This window comes from uncultured Streptococcus sp., assembly GCF_963528215.1.
In the GTDB taxonomy this organism is placed as follows: domain Bacteria; phylum Bacillota; class Bacilli; order Lactobacillales; family Streptococcaceae; genus Streptococcus.
On record NZ_CAURVL010000005.1, the window covers coordinates 1 to 18408 of the forward strand.

20 protein-coding genes and 2 pseudogenes are annotated in these 18408 nt (G+C 42.3%); 1 reads left to right on the plus strand and 21 read right to left on the minus strand.

The window, feature by feature from the left end; all coding sequences use genetic code 11:
- Positions 1-152: 152 nt before the first annotated feature.
- From RWS24_RS03200 to RWS24_RS03220, 5 genes and pseudogenes are all read right to left on the minus strand, one after another.
- Positions 153-1127 (minus strand): hypothetical protein, encoded by a 975-nt coding sequence (locus RWS24_RS03200; protein WP_314365315.1) that lies wholly within the window; start codon positions 1125-1127, stop codon positions 153-155.
- A gap of 69 nt (positions 1128-1196) precedes the next feature.
- On the minus strand, positions 1197-2030 hold the full coding sequence (locus tag RWS24_RS03205) for an alpha/beta hydrolase (protein ID WP_314365316.1): 834 nt from the start codon (positions 2028-2030) through the stop codon (positions 1197-1199).
- A gap of 18 nt (positions 2031-2048) precedes the next feature.
- The gene (locus RWS24_RS03210; protein WP_314365317.1) at positions 2049-2672 is read right to left on the minus strand and encodes a Type 1 glutamine amidotransferase-like domain-containing protein; all 624 of its coding nucleotides are present in this window, start codon (positions 2670-2672) and stop codon (positions 2049-2051) included.
- A gap of 11 nt (positions 2673-2683) precedes the next feature.
- Positions 2684-2932 (minus strand): annotated as a pseudogene (locus tag RWS24_RS03215) (methyltransferase domain-containing protein); the annotation flags it as partial.
- 65 nt (positions 2933-2997) lie between these two features.
- Complete coding sequence (locus RWS24_RS03220) at positions 2998-3579, minus strand: GrpB family protein (RefSeq protein ID WP_124764815.1); 582 nt, start codon at positions 3577-3579, stop codon at positions 2998-3000.
- Positions 3580-3772: 193 nt separating this feature from the next.
- Here RWS24_RS03220 and RWS24_RS03225 point away from each other — a divergent pair, with 193 nt between their 5' ends.
- Positions 3773-4534 carry a DNA/RNA non-specific endonuclease gene (locus RWS24_RS03225; protein ID WP_111675933.1) on the plus strand — a complete coding sequence of 254 codons (762 nt, stop codon included), beginning with the start codon at positions 3773-3775 and terminating at the stop codon, positions 4532-4534.
- Positions 4535-4596: 62 nt separating this feature from the next.
- On the opposite strand, the gene RWS24_RS03230 is transcribed toward RWS24_RS03225, so the two are convergent.
- The 16 genes and pseudogenes from RWS24_RS03230 to udk form a co-directional block, all read right to left on the minus strand.
- Positions 4597-5334, minus strand: a complete 738-nt coding sequence (locus RWS24_RS03230) for a DUF3307 domain-containing protein (protein WP_268688937.1) — start codon at positions 5332-5334, stop codon at positions 4597-4599.
- The gene (locus tag RWS24_RS03235) at positions 5331-5996 is read right to left on the minus strand and encodes a SatD family protein (protein WP_311154454.1); all 666 of its coding nucleotides are present in this window, start codon (positions 5994-5996) and stop codon (positions 5331-5333) included. The genes RWS24_RS03230 and RWS24_RS03235 overlap by 4 nt, the downstream gene beginning before the upstream one ends.
- A 91-nt stretch (positions 5997-6087) precedes the next feature.
- A complete protein-coding gene (locus RWS24_RS03240) occupies positions 6088-6405 on the minus strand; it encodes a TfoX/Sxy family protein (protein WP_268688935.1) in 318 nt (105 codons plus the stop codon).
- 150 nt (positions 6406-6555) lie between these two features.
- Positions 6556-8076, minus strand: coding sequence for an ABC transporter permease/substrate-binding protein (locus RWS24_RS03245; RefSeq protein WP_314365328.1), 1521 nt, complete (start codon positions 8074-8076; stop codon positions 6556-6558).
- Positions 8069-8797, minus strand: a complete 729-nt coding sequence (locus RWS24_RS03250) for an ABC transporter ATP-binding protein (RefSeq protein WP_314365330.1) — start codon at positions 8795-8797, stop codon at positions 8069-8071. Before RWS24_RS03250 ends, RWS24_RS03245 begins: the two co-directional genes overlap by 8 nt.
- A gap of 14 nt (positions 8798-8811) precedes the next feature.
- A pseudogene (locus RWS24_RS03255) lies at positions 8812-8895 on the minus strand (polyketide cyclase); the annotation flags it as partial.
- 149 nt (positions 8896-9044) lie between these two features.
- Positions 9045-9824 (minus strand): Sua5/YciO/YrdC/YwlC family protein, encoded by a 780-nt coding sequence (locus RWS24_RS03260; RefSeq protein ID WP_314365331.1) that lies wholly within the window; start codon positions 9822-9824, stop codon positions 9045-9047.
- Between the two features lie 99 nt (positions 9825-9923).
- Positions 9924-10514 carry a 3-isopropylmalate dehydratase small subunit gene (leuD, locus tag RWS24_RS03265; protein WP_002895722.1) on the minus strand — a complete coding sequence of 197 codons (591 nt, stop codon included), beginning with the start codon at positions 10512-10514 and terminating at the stop codon, positions 9924-9926.
- Positions 10515-10528: 14 nt separating this feature from the next.
- Positions 10529-11911: a 3-isopropylmalate dehydratase large subunit gene (gene leuC / locus RWS24_RS03270; protein WP_125341313.1), complete on the minus strand. Its 1383-nt coding sequence runs from the start codon at positions 11909-11911 to the stop codon at positions 10529-10531.
- A 1-nt stretch (position 11912) separates the two neighbouring features.
- On the minus strand, positions 11913-12179 hold the full coding sequence (locus RWS24_RS03275; RefSeq protein ID WP_002913655.1) for a DUF1294 domain-containing protein: 267 nt from the start codon (positions 12177-12179) through the stop codon (positions 11913-11915).
- A complete protein-coding gene (leuB, locus tag RWS24_RS03280; RefSeq protein ID WP_125435655.1) occupies positions 12176-13213 on the minus strand; it encodes a 3-isopropylmalate dehydrogenase in 1038 nt (345 codons plus the stop codon). The genes RWS24_RS03275 and leuB overlap by 4 nt, the downstream gene beginning before the upstream one ends.
- 12 nt (positions 13214-13225) lie before the next feature.
- Entirely contained in the window at positions 13226-14794 is a 1569-nt protein-coding gene (locus tag RWS24_RS03285; protein WP_314365339.1) for a 2-isopropylmalate synthase, read from the minus strand.
- Between the two features lie 554 nt (positions 14795-15348).
- The gene (locus tag RWS24_RS03290) at positions 15349-16014 is read right to left on the minus strand and encodes a DUF443 family protein (RefSeq protein ID WP_314365342.1); all 666 of its coding nucleotides are present in this window, start codon (positions 16012-16014) and stop codon (positions 15349-15351) included.
- A gap of 106 nt (positions 16015-16120) precedes the next feature.
- Positions 16121-16798 (minus strand): hypothetical protein, encoded by a 678-nt coding sequence (locus RWS24_RS03295; RefSeq protein WP_314365344.1) that lies wholly within the window; start codon positions 16796-16798, stop codon positions 16121-16123.
- A 71-nt stretch (positions 16799-16869) separates the two neighbouring features.
- Positions 16870-17538: a YoaK family protein gene (locus RWS24_RS03300; protein ID WP_314365347.1), complete on the minus strand. Its 669-nt coding sequence runs from the start codon at positions 17536-17538 to the stop codon at positions 16870-16872.
- A gap of 164 nt (positions 17539-17702) precedes the next feature.
- Entirely contained in the window at positions 17703-18338 is a 636-nt protein-coding gene (gene udk, locus RWS24_RS03305; protein WP_314365348.1) for a uridine kinase, read from the minus strand.
- Between the last annotated feature and the right edge of the window lie 70 nt (positions 18339-18408).

Consider the following 18408-nt stretch of genomic DNA (forward strand, 5'->3'; position numbering starts at 1 on the left):
AGTTGATAATTTGAAATTTTTTCTTTTGTGTTCATAGAGTCTATTATATCAAAAAGCAGGCACAAACGCACCTGCTGATACTGATTTGAAAAAACTAACCAACTAGAAGGAACACTTCTTGCATAGAAACGAATAAGTAAACTCTATGTCGTTTACTCATTCGTTTCTCCCTCCTTTGGGTGAGCGGCTACCCATGCCGCAAATTCATCATAAGATTTGATCTGAGTTCGTTCTCCTGTTTTCTCATCAGTTGCATAAAGCTCCATTACATCTTGACCTTTCAGAGCAAACCAATGTATAAGCTTATCAAACCACTCCTTTTCCGTATACTGTTTTGGGCGAAAATAGAGATGTTCTAAATCCTTTGCTTTTTTAGCTACTTCTGGGTAAAGAGCGGCAAAGTTTGTGCCAGCAAGATTAATATATCCTATATCTTCGTATCTATCAGGATAAATAGTACCTACTGTATATGCTAACCCAAACTCCTTCAAATTATCTCTTATTTGTTGGCTAATCCCCCCTTGACTCCAGTCAAAAACTGTCTTATAAATTGGTTCTTTAGTTAAACCAGGATTACTTTTTTCCAACTCTTCAATTCTTTCTTCGGAATTATCAGTAATCAACTCTCCTCTCGCCGTAAAGAGAAGTTTTTGTTCCCCCTCTTCTTGATATTGGATCAGTGTCATAGGCATAACAAAATAGTCCGTTCCATTTTGATAATAATAGTCGATACTACCCGTTGCTCTATAAACATTTTCTTCGCCCAAAAGCTGATAAACATCAAACTCTCTTTTAAAAAGATTTGGAGTATTAAGATCATATGTAATAATCTTAAAGTATTCTTCATCTCCTATTTTAGGAGGAGTCTTCATCTCACCTGTATAAAGGGTTTTTTCTGAAACAGTTGCCACATAATCTTGGCCATAGAAAACACGAATCCCATATCGTCCTTTTTGGCTGACCATTACAAACTTCTGGTCATCAAATACCTGAATACTGTCAAAAACTTCTGGTTCTTTTTTAAGATATATTTTTTTATTAGCATCCAAACATGCCTTCACTCCCCAAAAGAGAAAAACTAATAGCAAAAGCACAGAAAATACAAATACTTTTTTCTTCTTTATCATTCCAATCCTCATATGGTCAAAAGCTTCTCTATTTACTCACGAAATCTATTATATCAAAAAGCCGGTCTTTCAACCAAGCTTTTCTTTAATTTTGTTATCCAAAAATTCATCAATCAGTCTATTTACAATATCGGGTTGGTCGGTATTAGAATTATGTCCCGCCTTATCAATCCATTGAACAGACTTCCCAGTATTTTTTTCATAGGCTTTCAAATATCGTATACAAGACCCTGCACGATCTTCTTTTCCACATATAACCAATTGTGGACATTTTACTTCATAAGAAAGCTTCTTCTCTACTGCTTCTGAAAATATCTTATATCCGTAACCCGCAAGACGAGCATACCTTTTTTGATCGCCATCATAAACCATCATCATATCATACATCAGTTTTCTTCCATAGTCTGTTGTTGATACGCTTTTAGGGCCTGATTTCAAAAGAGATTTCCATGGATAGATTCTATAAATTGCCTCCATATTTTTTAAGAACCACAATTCCATAGCTGTATAATAGTTCCTTTGCAGGGAAGGTGAATCAATCGTAACAAGACCTTTTAATTTCTCAGGAAAAAGTTGAGCATAAACCTGTCCTACATATCCTCCCATTGACTGACCAATTAGTATTGGATTTTCTATTCTCTCTTTGACAAATATTTCATCCAGCCAAGTTGCTAAATCAAATAAAGTAAAATCGAGACAAAATGGATAAGATGACGCGTGGCCTGGAGCATCCCACACTAGGACTCTATATTTGTCTTTAAAGTACTCTATTTGTTTGTCAAATAACCTATGGTCAGCAGTTAGCCCAGGTAAAAAGATAAGAGCTCTTTTCGCTGATGCATACATATCATTTGTCCAATAGTGAATGACTCCACTTGATGTTTCGTATGTCTTTTCAATCAAAATACTACACCCGCATTCTTATTTATTTTCCACCAAAACCTTCACTTCCTCATCCTCCACCAGCACTGCTTGGCGATTATTAAGGGGCAGCAAATTAAGCTTGTCTCCATAAGTATTTAGGATTGCCTGAGCACTTTCAGCAAAGGGTTCTTCGCCAACATGAGGCAGGAGATAAAAATCTGCCTCATGTAACGCCACCGTATCAGACAATTCCCCAGCTACTTCCTTATCGTCCATAAGTCTGATGTAATCAATATTCTCAGCAGTGATAACAGCGCCAGCAGATTCTCCCACATAGACCATGTCGTCTGCAATTTGTTCTTTTATCAAGAACAAAAGCTCCTTTTTCTTTAACTCCTGCAGAAGATAAAAGGTATTGCCACCAGAGATATAGAGAAGCTTACTTTGGAAAATTTTTGCCTGAGCTGTTTCTCTATCACAAGCTGAAATATCCAAGACTTCTACTTGAAATCCCAAGTCCTCAAAGGTTTGCAGGGCTTCGTCAATATAACCCCTATAGTCTTCTACATTTCCAGCCGTCGGGATAAAAAGTACCTGATTGCCCAATTGCTTTTCAGACGCATATTGTCTGAACAAGTCCTTGACTCCCGCAAAATATGAACATAAAAATAATTGTTTCATAGGATACCTCCTTATTTTTTCTTAATTTTATAAAGAATCCATTGACCATTTCTTTGACTATCGATGAGATGCAAGTCCAAGTTAGACAAATAATGCTCCAGTTTTTCTTGCTTTCTAAAGGCTGGCAGGTAGTAAGCTAATTTGCTCCATTCACATGCCAGTAAGATGATTCCATCAGGCTTGAGAATTCTCTTTAATTCCAAAAAAGCTTGAGTTAAATCTGACCAATGAAAATGGGTCTGAAATGCTGCAATCAAATTCTTTGATTGGTACATTAAGTAAAGAAAAGCAAGAATAATCAGAAGGCCAACTATTGCTAGATAACTCATCTGTCTTCCCTCTCATATCTTCTGCCATAAAGCCTTTTAGCTTCCTTGGTGTATTTCTTGATAAAATCCGTCTTGGAGTCGGTATAGGCATCCCGGTTGTGCTCATACTGTTTCCACAAAGACAGTTTGAGTTGTTCATAGTCCTTGGCTACAGCAGGATGCTCCTGTAGATAGTCTCTAAAGTATAGCTCATCATGATCGCCTTCATAGCGCAAATGCAGATGGAAAACCCGCTCCGCAAAACCACTCGGTGTGTAGCCTTTATTAAATGACATCCGCCCTTGGCTTTCTGACATGAGGAGATAACCATTTTGCAGCAGCAAGTCTCTCATTACCGCCATATCTGTTTCTTTGGGAATTTCCAATAAGATATCCACTATTGGCTTGGCCCAGATGGTCTCTACCGATGTTGAGCCAATATGGCTAAGACGAACAATCTGATGTTCTGGCAAAAAACTCAAAAGCAGAAGCCGTTCCTCCGCATACCAGTCTTTCCACACCGCCTGTTGCTCTCTTAAAAAAATCGGAAAAAGCTGCCACAGCTCCTCGAGCGACATTTCCTCTAAAGATGGACTCATAAGCACCTCCTTAGGTAATTTATACGAGCGTTTTCTCTAGTTATGATTATAGAAAAAATACACATCCTAGTCAAACCTTGCACTTATTGAACAGATATTTATTTTTGTAATATTTTTGAAAAGTTTTAGTTGTCAAACAATCTATTTTTTAGTAGAATGATGTCGGAGATATATTATTTAAAAGGAGTTCTTTATGAAAAAGTTTAGGTTTGGCACTTGGCTTGTCCTGTCAGCCGGCTCTTTGTTGTTACTTTCACAGGCTCTTCCTGCAGAAAATGTCGCTGCTAATCAGAAGAACCAGATTAAGGTCCAGCTGCTTAACCATAGCGATGAAACAGCTATCGGCACTCTGGAGTTGAATGGGGAGTATCAGCTAAAGCTTGGGAAAAAGGACAAGTACGGTCGGGCTACTGCTGCTCATGTTCAAATGCAGGAGCAACACAAAGCCAAAAAGAAAAAGGAGACCAAGGTCACATACAATCCCATCGGTTGGCACAATTACAAATTTTACTACGGAAATGGAGATGATCGGGCTTGGCTCATGAATCGCGCTCACCTGATCGGCTTTACTTTCAGTGGCCTCAATAACGAAGGGAAAAACCTCGTTCCGATGACCGCTTGGCTCAACTCTGGCAGTTTCCAAGGACTGGACGACAATAACCCAGATAGCATGATCTATTATGAACATCGCTTGGAGCGCTGGCTAGAGGAAAATCCAGATTACTGGCTGGATTACAAGGTTACTCCGATTTACACGGACAATGAGCTTCTTCCTCGCAAGATTGAGCTCCAGTATGTCGGGCTCGACGCAGAAGGCAATGTTGTCAGCATCCAGCTAGGGGGCAAGGAAACAATAGATGAAGACGGAATGTCTCATGTCCTCTTGGACAATGTCTCTCCAAATGCAGAGATTGACTACCAAACAGGCACTGCTGTCAATACCATGATTGAGTAGAATTACAGATAAAAACACAAAAACAGACCATCGCTATGATGATCTGTTTATTTTATTTATTTTTACCAATACAGACAACCGTAAACCAACAAGACTGCAATCATACTGAAAAGCGAGCCAATCAGGTAGTATTCAGCAAAGGACTGGCTTTCTGAAATCTTATTGTAGCGGGCGATAGACTTAGCCGTGAAGACTAGCCCAATCGCAGTAAACTGCCCGAAAATAAGAGAAAGTCCCATAATCAAGCGCTCCAAAATCCCAATCATGGCACCAGCCCCCGCAATAGTCTCTCCACTGTCTTCTCCTGCCTGATACTTGCTGAAGAAGAGTTTAAAGAGGATATTAATCGGCTTACCAGTAAGGGCGAAGAAAAAGAGAGCCTGCAGCATGAGGTAGCGCTCAGACAGCCAATTAGGAGCTGGAATTTTCTGCTGTCCTAAGAGAAAATAAAGAGCAAAAATGCTAATCAGATGCAAGATCTGATCCAGTAAAAAGGCTGACTTTTGAGCATGATGCCGGACAATCAATGAATTCAACCTATTCTTCAAGAAGTCAATAAGCGCATGACTGAGCCAGACCAAGGCGAAATATAGCAGATAATTAGGTAAGATGAGACCCAAGAGCAACAAGGGCAATAGAACAATTCCCAAGTGGAGAATTAAGAAATTCATCCGCCGGCTTTTAAGGTCGGCCATTTTCTGACTTTGGAGCTGAAAATCAGCTAGCACATGAGCCAGCAAAGTCAATACAAGAATCGGATTCTGCATGAAAAATTCTGAAAATCCCATAAAATTTGTCATTCTTCAGCCTCCTTTGCTGCCTGTAAAATCATTCTCATAGCTAAACGGCGATTTCTCAGATAGATCTTCAGACCAGACGACTTGAGCCGCTTACTAAGCGCACTGGGACTAATCTGCAGCAGCTCTGCTATTTCCCCATGAGAAAAATTCTCATCATAGATATATTCCATGAGCATCCGCTCCAGAACTTCTCTCTGACTGGTGTTCCACTTGCTCTGGATAAATGAAGTAGCTGCCAGCACCGTATTGACCGCCTGACTGAGCTCTTCATCTCCCAAGGATACAGCTATACGGCTGCTACCGTAGTCGTTCTTCTCGTGAATAGCCTCAATGGCTGCGCGTGCCCTCCAGTAGGCCGGACCGTCGGCACCAATACTCTGCTCCCGATTGATATCCGTCACAATCTCCCCCAAACCAAGCCCGAAGCGAATTGGGTGAGGAAAGCCCAAGGCAATCTGATCAAGGAGCTGCATGATCTCTGGATTAGGCCGTAGCAAAGCCTGAAACTCATCTCCAGTCGTTACCGTGAAAGGTGACACCAGATAATCCCGATAATCCTGATTTAGCACCGCCATCATGTCCTGCAGGTCCTTCTGAGCCTGCTTGCGATTTTTCAGCTGTTTGGATTCTATTAAATCTCCAATAAGAGCAATATAAAGCATACCAAACCTCCTTTAAGTCCATTATAAAGGAAAATTTTAAAAATGTCTATTTAAACGGAAATTTTTTATAATATCTATTGTAAAGGAAAGACTATTTTTTCTTTTTAGGTGCTGGTAAGGCAGGATAGACAGCCTCAATCAGACTACAGAGAAAGGCAGCATCTTCTACTTCTTTTATATGAAGCATTGGCTTTGCGCCTGGATAAGGGGACTCATAAATCGGATTTTCAAAAAAATCCAGAGCTGGCTGGACCGGCTTGACCATCAGGCGATTGTCATAAATCCCGCCGAATAAGCGCCCCCGATAATAAAGCAAATACTCTCCCATCATCTTGCGAAAGCTAATTTCTTGCCCTAAGCCCTGCAGCTGCTCCAGAATAAAATCAAAATATTCTTGACTAGATGCCATCGGAACACCTCCATAAATTGTTACTTTATTATACCAAAAATGAATGAAGATTACCTAACTAAGAGATAAACACATCTCCTTCCATCCTTAGTCTGTCTATCCTCAAGTAAGCAAAAAAGCTAGACCTTACAAGTCTAACTCTTTTACTTATTATTTTTTTAAAAGTCCTTCCTTGACCAGATAGTCACGCGCAACAGCTTCGGCTTTTTTGCCTTCGATGCCAACTTGATAATTCATCTGGCTCATCTGGCTTTCCGTAATTTTACCAGCCAGCTTATTGAGAATACCTTCCAACTCAGGGTGTTTTTCTAGCAATTCAGCCTTCAGGAGAGGTGCCCCTTGATAAGGAGGGAAAAGATGCTTATCATCTTCTAAAATCTGAAGTTGATAGCGCTCAATTTCAGGGTCAGTTGAGTAGACTTCCATAATCTGGATATCGCCTGATTGAATCGCATCATAGCGAAGGGCTGGCTCCATAGTTGATACATTGAGGTTCAGTCCATAGACAGACTGGAGTCCCTTGTTTCCATCTTCACGGTCGTTAAATTCCAAGGTAAAGCCTGCCTTGAGCTTGTCTTGGACTGCCTTGAGATCAGAAATCGTTTTAAGATTATATTCTTTGGCAATAGCCTTTGGAACTGCAACCGCATAGGTATTCTGATAGGCCATGTGATTGAGCAAGACTAGATTGTCCTGTTTTTTGATTCCATCACGTGCTGCTTCAAAAACTTCTTCAGCATCAGTGCTGACCTTTGGAGCAGGCTGCAAGAGAGTTCCAGTAATCGTACCGGTGAACTCAGGATAGATATCTATATCACCTTTTTTTAGTGCTTGATAAAGGAAGTCGGTTTTACCAAAGTTTGGCTTGACCGTCACAGTCATATCCGTATTTTCCTCGATGAGGAGCTTATACATATTCATAAGAATTTCTGGCTCTGGACCCAATTTCCCAGCAATAACCAGATGATCCTTCTCCTGTTTCGGTAGCAAACTTGGCGTATAAGAAGCGCCAAGTCCGAGTATTAAGACTGCAAATGCTGCAAAGACCGTCCGAAGCTTAGCCTTTTCCATCCATTTAAGGAGACTGTTGAAAAGAATAGCCAAAACTGCGGATGAAATTGCTCCAATCAAGATTAGACTGGCATTGCGACGGTCAATTCCTAGAAGGATAAAGGAACCTAGTCCACCAGCTCCGACAAGGGCCGCTAAAGTTGCTGTCCCGATAATCATAACCGTTGCTGTCCGAATTCCAGAAACGATGACGGGCATAGCTAGAGGCAGTTCAAACTTTTTGAGTCGTTCCCACTTGGTCATCCCAAAGGCGATTCCAGCTTCTTCTAAACTAGGATCAATCCCATTCAAAGCCGTGACAGTATTTTCTAAAATCGGGAAAATAGCGTAAATCACCAGAGCAGTCAGTGCCGGCAGTGTGCCAATCCCCATAAGAGGGATAAAGAGTCCCAGCAAGGCCATTGAAGGAATGGTTTGAAAGATTCCCGCAATTTGCAGCACCCAATTGGCTGCTTTTTTGTGACTATGAAGATAGATAGCGAGCGGAATGGTCAGGAAGATAGCCACTAATAAGGTCAGAAGAGACAGCTGGAGATGTTGACCTAAGGCTGCCAACCATTCACCAAAGCGCTCCTGAAAGGTAGAAAACAAATTAGCCATGTTGAACACCTCCAAACAAATCTGCTACGAAGCTGATCGCAGGTGCAGATAAGATTTCCTCAGGTGTTGCCACTTGACGAATCTCCCCATCTTGCAGAACAGCAATCCGATTTCCCAACTTTAAAGCCTCGTCCGTATCATGGGTCACAAAGATTGTTGTCATCCCAAACTGGTCATGGATACTCTTGGTCAAGCCTTGCAATTGCTTACGCGAGATGGCATCAAGAGCTGAAAAAGGCTCATCCATCAGCAAGATTTTGGGTTGGGCGATAATGGCACGGACAATGCCCACCCGCTGCTGCTCACCACCAGACAGCTCACTCGGCATACGCTGAGCATAGTCTTCAGCAGGCAAGCCTACTAGCTCCAGCAATTCATCAGTCTTCTGCTGAATATCTGCCTTGCTCCATCCTTTCATCTCAGGAATGAGAGCAATATTTTCAGCCACTGTTAGATTAGGAAAAAGAGCAATAGCCTGTAAAACATAACCAGTAGAAAGACGAAGTTCCCGCTCATCATAGTCTTTGATGCGCTTGCCATCCATGTAAATATTTCCATCAGTTGGTTCCAAAAGACGGTTAATCATCTTGAGCATGGTTGTCTTACCAGACCCAGAAGGCCCCACCAAAACCATAAATTCACCATCCTCAATCTGTAAGTTGACATCTCTCAAGACATCCTTTTCTGTATAGCGTAGCGCTACATTTTTGTATTCAATCATTGTTTATCCTCAATTTAAAACTTCCCTCGATTGGTCAAGTCTTCTACCTTAGGCATGACTTCTTTATTGTCCCAATGCTCTACAATCAATCCATTATCATCCAAAACGAACGGTTCCATTGTAACATTTGTGATTTCAACTATCAAGAATTTTGTTCTATTTCGAAATAATTTTAAACTTAAAGTTCCAAACTAAAAAGCCCAGTGTAAAGAGGAAATCCCTCTCTCGCACTGAGCTTCTTTTTATCTTAGTAATATTCACCCTGACGGTAATCCCATGAGTTGAAAGTATCGGACAGGTGCATCATGATTTTGTTGATGTCCAAGCCTTTGCGGATAACCACTGGTGCTGGTGAGATGGAACGTTGGCCACCTTGTTCTGGAATCAGTTTTCCATCCTTGTCCACCATGGAGACCATAACACCTTGCTCGTAGCGAGTTTCAATGGTCTTGTCTGGCTGGATAGAGGCTACATAGTCATCTGCTTCAATGACCAAATCAACAGCATTTTCGATGCGCTCGCCAATTCCTTCAACCTTGCCGCGGTTTCCTTTACCGGATGGGTTAGCTGAGGATGCATAGACCATCTTGCCTTCTTCCCAAAGCTTAGCTGCCAGCTGCTCGCCCGCCTTACCAAACTTAATAACAAAACAGCTAGTGCCACGAACATCTGTCATCAGCTCTTCCCGACCGTCGCCAAATGCCTTGAGCTTTTCAAAAGCTTCTGGCTTCCATGGTAGGATACAGCCCAAGAGAATGTCTTCATCCCAATGCTTTTGATAAAAAGCTTCAATTTCCGGATTTAGCTGAGCCAAAGCACGGAGCTCATCCATACTGCCACAGAGGACAACACCTGGCTTATTACGGTTACGAGCCTTAGCTTCGAACTTACGCTCCAAGCCAGCTTTATCGCTAGTCATGATGATGTAACCCACCTTGGTCGGGCAAACGATACAGCCGCCATCGCCTTTCAAGATGTCATAACCTTCTTGTGAAAGCTGTCCGTTCCATTGAATGTGTTTTGTCATAAGTTTCTTCCTTTTCTATTAAATTAAGATTTATTTTACCATATATTTTTATCGGAGACAAGATTTTTTCAGAATTTTCTCAATATAGCAAAAATATGGTTACTGCCAATAAGATGGACGATTTTTTTCATATTCTGCAATCAAATCCTCATACTGCAGCGTAATGCCGATGTCATCCAGTCCGTTGAGGAGCTTGTGCTTCCATTCACCATCAATGTCAAAGGAGAATTCCCCCACCGGCGAAAAAATCTTCTGCTGCTCCAAATCCACCGTCACTTCATCCGTCGGCTTCAGATTAGCCAATGCTTGCCGGACTTCCAGTGGCTGGACGATAGGCAGCATACCGTTGTTAAGCTCGTTGTTGTAGTGAATATCTCCGAAAGATCCGGCAATGACTACCTTAAAGCCATAGTCAGCCAAGGCCCAGGCAGCGTGCTCCCGAGAGGAACCCGCTCCGAAATTGTCCCCTGTAATCAGAATAGTCGCCTTGCGGTACTCCGGTCTATTAAAGACGAAATCAGGATCTTCCGTGTACTGATTGTCCAGATAACGCCACGCATACATGAGGTACTTGCCAAAGCCTTTTTTATCAATCAACTTGAGAAATTGCTTGGGTAAAATTTGGTCTGTATCGATATTATCGTTCATGAGGGGAACTGTTGTCCCCGTATAGATTGTAAATTTTTCCATAAAACTTCCTTACCTTACTGGACCTCCGGTAGCTGGCGGACGTCTACGAAGTGCCCGGCAATAGCTGCCGCTGCGGCCATAGCAGGACTGCAAAGATGGGTTTTAGCGCCAAATCCCTGACGATCCTCAAAGTTCCGATTACTGGTCGAGGCACAGTGAACTCCGTCTGGCACCTTGTCTGGATTCATTCCCAGGCACATGGAGCAACCTGGATCGCGCCACTCAAAGCCTGCATCCATGAAAATTTTATCCAGTCCCATCTTTTCAGCAGCCCGCTTGACTGGGCGAGAACCTGGCACGACGATAGCTGTTAGATTGGGAGCAATATGCTTGCCAGCGACAAACTTAGCTGCCAGCTGCAAATCGCTGAGCCTGGCATTGGTGCAGGAGCCTATAAAGATATAACCTAGGTCAATATCTTCTGCTTTCTTACCCGGTGAGAGGTCCATGTAATTGTAGGCCCGCTCATCGTTCATATCACGGATTTCTGGGAAAGCCGCGCCGAACTCTACTCCCATAGAAGGATTGGTTCCCCAAGTCACCATAGGTGCCAGCTGGGAGACATCAATCTCAATGACCTTATCATAGACAGCATCAGGATCACTGACTAGAGTCTTCCAATCGGCTACCGCCGCCTCAAAGTCCTTTGGAGCGCCCGGCCGGCCTTGAACGTAATCATAAGTCTTCTGGTCGGGGTTCATAATGCCCATCTTTGAGCCAAACTCTATGGACATATTGCAGATGGTCATGCGCTCTTCCATGGTCAGATGGTCAATCGCATCACCAGCATACTCGACCACATGACCGACACCTGCAGCCACACCATATCGGGCAATCAGTGCTAAGATAAAGTCTTTAGAATAGACACCTTTAGGTGGCACCCCAGTAAATTTGACCAACATTTTCTTGGGCTTGACCTGCCAAATGGTCTGCGTGGCAAAGACGTGTTCTACCTCTGAAGTACCGATTCCAAAAGCAATAGCTCCAAAAGCCCCATGAGTGGCCGTGTGACTGTCACCGCAGACGATAAATTTGCCCGGCTGGGTCTTGCCCGTTTCCGGTCCAACCATATGGACAATCCCCTGCAGTTCCGATCCGTGAGCCGCGTGTTCAATGCCAAAATCCTTGACATTCTCAGAAAGTTTATCAATCTGAGCCTTGGAAATCACATCCCGAATATCATAGATATTGACCGTAGGAACATTATGGTCAAAGGTTCCAAAGGTTAAATCCGGCCGTCTAACTTTGCGACCTGCATCTCGAAGGCCCTGAAAAGCCTGAGGGCTGGTCACTTCATGAATATAATGCTGATCCACATACATAAGCTGGGGCTGGCCTTCTTCACCAGTTATCAGATGCCTTTCCCACAGCTTATCAAAAATCGATTTTCCAGCCATACTAGCTTCTCCATATGTAATATAAAATTCCGATTTCCACTATTATTCCGCAAATCCAAGCCAGCCAGAAATACCATTTTCTGGTCTTGTGGTGAAAGAGTCGACCGCCTAATAAAGCGCCTAAACCTCCGGCTGCCAATGCTGACAAGAGCAAAGTCTTCTCTGGAATGCGGTAGTGATTTTTCTTAGCCTTACGCTTATCCCAGCCATAAAGCAGGAAAACGATAAGGTTCCAAAGTAGGCAAATACCTGTTAATATCCATTTCATAAATTATTAATAATTGACTCCGTCATTTGAGCTGTCCCTGACTGACCACCCAAATCTCGGGTTAAGATACCCTGAGCCAAAGTCTTCTCCACCGCTGCTTCAATCGCTTCTGCAGCTTCAACCTCTGCAAAACTATCCCGCAGCATCATGGATACAGAAAGTATCATGCTGATAGGGTTGGCAATGCCCTGCCCCGCAATATCTGGAGCCGAACCATGGATGGGCTCGTAAAGACTTGGTCCAGATGCCGAATGACTGGCCGATGGCATAACTCCCAGCGTCCCTGACAAGACACTGGACTCGTCGGATAGAATATCTCCAAAAAGATTTTCCGTTACCACAACATCAAACTTAGCAGGATTGGTAATCATGAGCATCGCAGCGCTGTCCACCAGCTGGTGCTCCAAGGTCACATCTGGATAATCCTTGGCCACCTCATTTGCTACTCTGCGCCAGAGTTTAGATGTCGCTAGCACATTTTGCTTGTCAATACTGGTCACGCGCTTTCTGCGACCACGCGCAATGTCAAAGGCTTTACGGACAATTCGCTCCACCTCTTCATAACTGTAGTCGTTAATATCACGCGCAGATCTGTCCTCCAAAATATGCTCACCAAAGTAAATCCCACCAGTCAGCTCACGCACGACCACGAAGTCCACGCCAGCAATTCTTTCAGCCTTCAAAGGCGACAAATGCTTCAAAGAATCGAAAATCTTAACTGGGCGGATATTGGCATAGAGTTCAAGCTCCTTGCGCAGAGCGAGCAAGCCTTGCTCTGGCCGAATCAGAGCATTATCATACTGGGGACTGCCGATAGCTGCTAGGAGAATAGCATCCGCCTCCTTGGCCGCTTCTAGAGTTGACTGAGGGAGAGGATGACCTTCCGCATCAATACCAGCACCCCCAAAAGCTTTCTCCGTGATATGATAAGTAAAACCGAACTTGCCCGCAACAGCAGCCAGTACTTGGAGACCGGCTTCCATGATTTCTGGGCCAATACCATCACCTGCCAGAGCTACAATTTCTTTTGTCATAGTCGCTTCCTTCTAATTATTTGTAGGCAGATCGCGATAAGATACCTGATGGCCGATTTCACCAGCATTTTCCTTTTGCACAAAGGTGTTGGCATGGATATAGGCAATGGCGCTGGCCTTAAGAACATCAAAGTCAATACCAGAGGAGTTGAAAATTGTATCTGTATCCGTATTTTCAACAGCTACCAAGACGCGAGCCTGAGAGTCAATACCATCCGTTACCGCTTCAATGTTATAAGACAAAAGTTGGACAGATTGGTTAAAGAATTGGTCAATGGCATTAAAGATAGCTTCAACACTTCCTTTACCTTCTGCCACACAGCTGACCGTCTCTCCGTCGCCATTAACCAGCTGCACATCTGCTGTGATGGTATGGTCATCATTGGTCGTCAGCTGTAGATCATCAAAGTGGAAGCCTTCAGGATTTTCGACCGTCGTTCCAGCAATCAGAGCCCGAATATCAGCATCCGTGACTTCATTTTTCTTATCAGCCAAGACCTTAAACTTAGCAAAGAGATCATTGATTTCAGATTCCGCAAAGTCCAGAGCCAGTTCTTTGAGTTTTTCGACAAAGGCATGGCGGCCAGACAGTTTGCCAAGCGGCAGTGAATTGCTCTTAACACCAACCAGCTCAGGTGTGATGATTTCATAGGTCAGTGGATTCTTAAGGACTCCATCCTGATGGATACCGGACTCATGAGAGAAGGCATTGCCGCCAACGATCGCCTTGTTCTTAGGCACTGGAATACCTGAGAAGCGGGACACCAGCTCAGAAGTGTTGATGGTTTCATTAAGGACGATATCCGACTCAACCTGATAATAGTCTTGACGAATTTCTAAAGCAACTGCTACTTCTTCCAGCGCTACATTTCCTGCCCGCTCACCGATTCCATTGATAGTCCCCTGAACACGACCAGCACCGTGCTTAATAGCCGTCAAAGTATTGGCCGTTGCCATGCCAAGGTCATCATGGCAATGAACGCCAAATACCACCTTATGATCAGAAGTCACATTTGCCACTAGGTAGTCGAAAATATTTGCAAACTCTTCTGGCGTGGTAAAGCCGACTGTATCTGGAATATTGATATAAGTCGCACCTGCATCAACCGCTGTTTGTACCACCTGAAAAAGGAAATCCAGCTCTGTTCGTGTCGCATCCTCTGGTGAAAACTCGACTATATCGAACTTGGAGCGCGCGTAGGAGACATGCTCTTTCACAGCATCTAAAATCTCTTCCTTGGACTTTTTCAGCTTAAACTCTCTGTGAATAGGACTGGTCGCAATGAAGACATGAATCTGTGGATGCTTGGCATCCTTGAGCGCTTCATAGCAGGCGTCAATATCGGACTTGACCGAACGCGCCAGCCCAGTAACAGAAGCTTTTGTGATGACTTTAGCAATCTCCTGCACCGCCGCAAAAGAATCTGGACTCGCAGCAGGAAAACCAGCTTCAATGACTGAAATACCCCACTTCTCTAACTGCTTGGCAATAGCCACCTTCTCCTTGATAGAGAAATTCACTCCTGGTGTCTGCTCGCCATCCCGGAGGCTAGTATCAAAAAACTCAACTTTGCGTGTCATAGACAACTCCTTTTCTAAATACATAGACCATTTAGGAAAAACTCTTCCCCAACTTCTAGGTCGTGTTCAATGACTGAGACAGTATGAGACAAATTGATTTCAGAAAAATCAAGATGCATTCCCACTCCCGTCGCTCCTTTAGAAACCATTTCTTCCTCATCAGAATTTGAGGTAAGATAGGTGAAATAAAAAACATCTCACTTGAGGAACAAGCGAGATGTTGATTTACTCCCGCTTGGTAAGCCAAACAGGACTAATGCTTTTGCACTAGCCCGAGTAACGCAACAACAAAACAAAGTTTGAAGATTGGGTTGACTTCATGTTTGACTAACTCCTTTTTGAGATGGTTTCTTATTGTTTAGTATTTTAACACAGTATCATAAACCTGTCAAGAAAAAGTCGATATTTTCTGAAAATTTTTAATATGCTGGATTATTTTGGGGGAGATTAGCAAAAATAAGAGAAAGAAAAAGAAGCAAGGTAAGTCTCGCTTCTTCTAGTATTTTATTAATTATAAGGAAATTTATTGTTCCACATATAGAAAGCAAGGCCTTTTATTTTATAGCGTCATCTTTCTCATCTCTTTCTATTGTATACTGACAACCCTCACTATAACTCAAATTCCCCATCAAAATAATATATAATAAATTTATGCAAACTGTCATCATTAACATTGTCAATACTCCCCAAAATAGATAAAAACAACTCATTAGAACACTTAATAACAAAAAAAGTATTATTATTTTAAACTGTTTGCGTGACCATTGACTTGTTCTCTCTAGCTTCACTTTTCCTGCTTCCTTTTTGTAGTTATAAAATGGAAATTTTCTAGACAAAAATAGATGGGATAAGTAATAACAGAATCGAGCTATAAATATAATTGCAACTATTATTAAAAATAAAAATAGATATCTTTCTAAAACAGAAGACTGTGTATTTGTCAAAAAATCTGTTAGCTCATGAGGTCCTCTTATTCTTCCTGCCCATACCGCTATTGCTATCAAAATAGGCATTGAGATAGTAAAAGTCTCAGACCAAGATTTCTTGCGGTTGCGGATTTCCCAAAATTGCGACTCTGTCAATCGGTAAAGTGTTCGATTGCTAAACCAATTCAGATAAGGGAAAAAATAGCCCCACAATGTCGGTAGCTTATCCAATAGAAAATATTCCTTATCATCTTCCAATAATATATATCTAAAATTTACATGATGCGCTTGCATAAAAACCTCCTAAGAAAACAATAATCTTCAAGTCTTATTCAAATCAAACTTGTTTGTTTTGAATTTCAATATCGTTCTCATTTGTATTTTTAAAAAAGAACTCATGTTATTTTTCTTTTATCTCCTCAGCTTCTTCTTTAAACACTACTTGACCTCGTTCAAACTTCCGCACAGCTAACAGCCAGCGAATGGGATTGTTTTGGAATAAGAAAAGGTACAACAAGGCAGGAAACAGGGCTGCCAAAAGCGAGAAAATGATTTGTATATCAAATGGTTCCTGCTTATTGAATGAGTCAATAATGCCCGGGATGGCAGCAGCAAATATTACTATAGTAGTCATAAAAACTAATAACATGACAATCATAAAAATAAACATCTTCCCAAACGTTGCTTTTTTCTCACTAAAATTTTCCCAAAATAGATTTGAATCAACGGTTTTCGCAAACTCCTGCTTTGTTGCTCTACGAACATGCTTAACTTCTTTATACAAGGCGACTTCCATCATCCATATAAATCCAAAAAAGACAAAGAACTGGGCAGCGATAAAAGGCGGAACCATCCAGCTGCTGTATCGAAAACCGGAAAAAGCTGGTATAGCTACCATTCCCCCTATCAAACCTAAGAAAATGAAAACCAACATCAAAGGAATAATGGCCTTATTAGTCTTCCTAGCCCCTTCCGTATTTAACAAGACACTCTTATCGGCTGCCAAAGCCTCTTTTGTTCGCGTGTTATAGTAGACGGCTTCATCACCGCTCTGTCCAATAAAAATTATTTTTCTCATATTCTTTCTATCTATCCTTTTTTCTATTCATTTTATAATCTTATGACACACTTCATTGGTATTAAGTCACTTCATCTCCTCACGTACTGAACACCTCGGAAAACCAGAAAGGCTGTTAAAATCAACGAAACCAACCAGATGGTTTTCAAGAGGTAAAATTGAATCAGATAGGTAGAGATGATAGCTCCCACTACAAAGCTTGTTAGTAGCCCTACAAAGAAAAGGCCTTCTTGTAAATCTTTCCCATGCTTGTTTCGTACATAATTGCCAAAAGCTTCCATGGTTTTCTTGATGTTCCCCGTCATAAAGGAGTTATTATAGACAATGCCATCCACTTCGCCAAAAGCCGTCGCCACCACACCCATGCAGAAAGCTAGTGGCGGCACGATATAGAGATGGGGGACATGGGCAGGCAAAAAGCCAGTCACAGCTGTTGTCAGAATCAAGGGAAATACACTGGACAGTCTGCGCCAAGAATGCTCAAAATGATGCTGAAAAACAGTCATCAGAAAAATCCCCAGCATAAAAGCCAACATAGTTGCCAATTTCACTTCGATTCCGCTGGTTTCCTGATTGATAAGCTCGACCGAAAGAAAAACGACGTTTCCTGTCTGCCCTGCCACCAAGGTACCACCCCTCTCAATGAAGGTATAGGCATCAATAAAACCGGCGCAAAAAGTCAAAAGACAGGCAAAAAATTTGGAGCGAGAGTGAAACTCTCTTTTTACAAATTGCTTCATAAATCACCTACAAAATAAGGGGATGAACGGATTCAGAAAATCACCAATTTTCAGTCCGCCCACTTCCCCTTGCTAGATTACATTTTAAAATCTTGTAGCTACTGTGATTCGCCAGATTTACAAACTTTTATTTCCTCAAATGACAGAGCAGAAAGCTACGTGTGCTAGCCTTCTCTGGCTTCCTTAAGGATTTTTTCAATCTTGGTTGTAATCAGGTCAATAGCCACCTTGTTAGAAGCTCCCTCTGGAATGATAACATCCGCATAGCGCTTGGTCGGCTCAATGAACTGATGGTACATAGGCTTAACGACACCCAAATACTGCTCAATAACACTATCCAAACTGCGTCCACGCTCTTCCATGTCCCGCTTAATTCGACGTATAATCCGAACATCATCATCTGTGTCCACAAAGATTTTAATATCCATCAAATTCCGCAGGCGCTGATCCTCTAAGACCAAAATCCCCTCAACGATAAAGACATCCTGAGGAACCTGCCGATAGGTCTTTTTACTGCGAGTATGCTCCGTATAGTCATAAGTAGGAATATCCACTGGCCGACCAGCTAAGAGCTCCTTGATTTGCTCAATCATCAGGTCCGTGTCAAAGGCAAAAGGATGGTCATAGTTGGTCTTAACCCGCTCCTCAAAAGTCAGATGCGTCTGATCCTTATAATAGGAGTCATGCTCAATCATGGCAATATTTTCATTGGGAAAATTAGCCAAAATTGCTCGAGAAACACTGGTCTTTCCGCCTCCGGAACCACCAGTCACACCAATAATAATAGGTCTATTTTGCATTATAAGCTCCATCTCTTGTTATCTTATCTATTTTACCGCAATTCATGTTATAATGAAAGAGCTAAAATAA

What these genes read in the sequence shown, in the direction of transcription:
- RWS24_RS03210 (WP_314365317.1), bottom strand. Translation starts at nt 2,672, where the DNA reads ATGAAACAATTATTTTTATGTTCATATTTTGCGGGAGTCAAGGACTTG.
- leuB (WP_125435655.1), bottom strand. Translation starts at nt 13,213, where the DNA reads ATGACAAAAGAAATTGTAGCTCTGGCAGGTGATGGTATTGGCCCAGAA.
- RWS24_RS03235 (WP_311154454.1), bottom strand. Translation starts at nt 5,996, where the DNA reads ATGCTTTATATTGCTCTTATTGGAGATTTAATAGAATCCAAACAGCTG.
- RWS24_RS03225 (WP_111675933.1), top strand. Translation starts at nt 3,773, where the DNA reads ATGAAAAAGTTTAGGTTTGGCACTTGGCTTGTCCTGTCAGCCGGCTCT.
- RWS24_RS03250 (WP_314365330.1), bottom strand. Translation starts at nt 8,797, where the DNA reads ATGATTGAATACAAAAATGTAGCGCTACGCTATACAGAAAAGGATGTC.
- RWS24_RS03200 (WP_314365315.1), bottom strand. Translation starts at nt 1,127, where the DNA reads ATGATAAAGAAGAAAAAAGTATTTGTATTTTCTGTGCTTTTGCTATTA.
- RWS24_RS03290 (WP_314365342.1), bottom strand. Translation starts at nt 16,014, where the DNA reads ATGCAAGCGCATCATGTAAATTTTAGATATATATTATTGGAAGATGAT.
- RWS24_RS03295 (WP_314365344.1), bottom strand. Translation starts at nt 16,798, where the DNA reads ATGAGAAAAATAATTTTTATTGGACAGAGCGGTGATGAAGCCGTCTAC.
- leuC (WP_125341313.1), bottom strand. Translation starts at nt 11,911, where the DNA reads ATGGCTGGAAAATCGATTTTTGATAAGCTGTGGGAAAGGCATCTGATA.
- RWS24_RS03230 (WP_268688937.1), bottom strand. Translation starts at nt 5,334, where the DNA reads ATGACAAATTTTATGGGATTTTCAGAATTTTTCATGCAGAATCCGATT.
- RWS24_RS03240 (WP_268688935.1), bottom strand. Translation starts at nt 6,405, where the DNA reads ATGGCATCTAGTCAAGAATATTTTGATTTTATTCTGGAGCAGCTGCAG.
- leuD (WP_002895722.1), bottom strand. Translation starts at nt 10,514, where the DNA reads ATGGAAAAATTTACAATCTATACGGGGACAACAGTTCCCCTCATGAAC.
- RWS24_RS03285 (WP_314365339.1), bottom strand. Translation starts at nt 14,794, where the DNA reads ATGACACGCAAAGTTGAGTTTTTTGATACTAGCCTCCGGGATGGCGAG.
- RWS24_RS03220 (WP_124764815.1), bottom strand. Translation starts at nt 3,579, where the DNA reads ATGAGTCCATCTTTAGAGGAAATGTCGCTCGAGGAGCTGTGGCAGCTT.
- RWS24_RS03300 (WP_314365347.1), bottom strand. Translation starts at nt 17,538, where the DNA reads ATGAAGCAATTTGTAAAAAGAGAGTTTCACTCTCGCTCCAAATTTTTT.
- udk (WP_314365348.1), bottom strand. Translation starts at nt 18,338, where the DNA reads ATGCAAAATAGACCTATTATTATTGGTGTGACTGGTGGTTCCGGAGGC.
- RWS24_RS03260 (WP_314365331.1), bottom strand. Translation starts at nt 9,824, where the DNA reads ATGACAAAACACATTCAATGGAACGGACAGCTTTCACAAGAAGGTTAT.
- RWS24_RS03275 (WP_002913655.1), bottom strand. Translation starts at nt 12,179, where the DNA reads ATGAAATGGATATTAACAGGTATTTGCCTACTTTGGAACCTTATCGTT.
- RWS24_RS03245 (WP_314365328.1), bottom strand. Translation starts at nt 8,076, where the DNA reads ATGGCTAATTTGTTTTCTACCTTTCAGGAGCGCTTTGGTGAATGGTTG.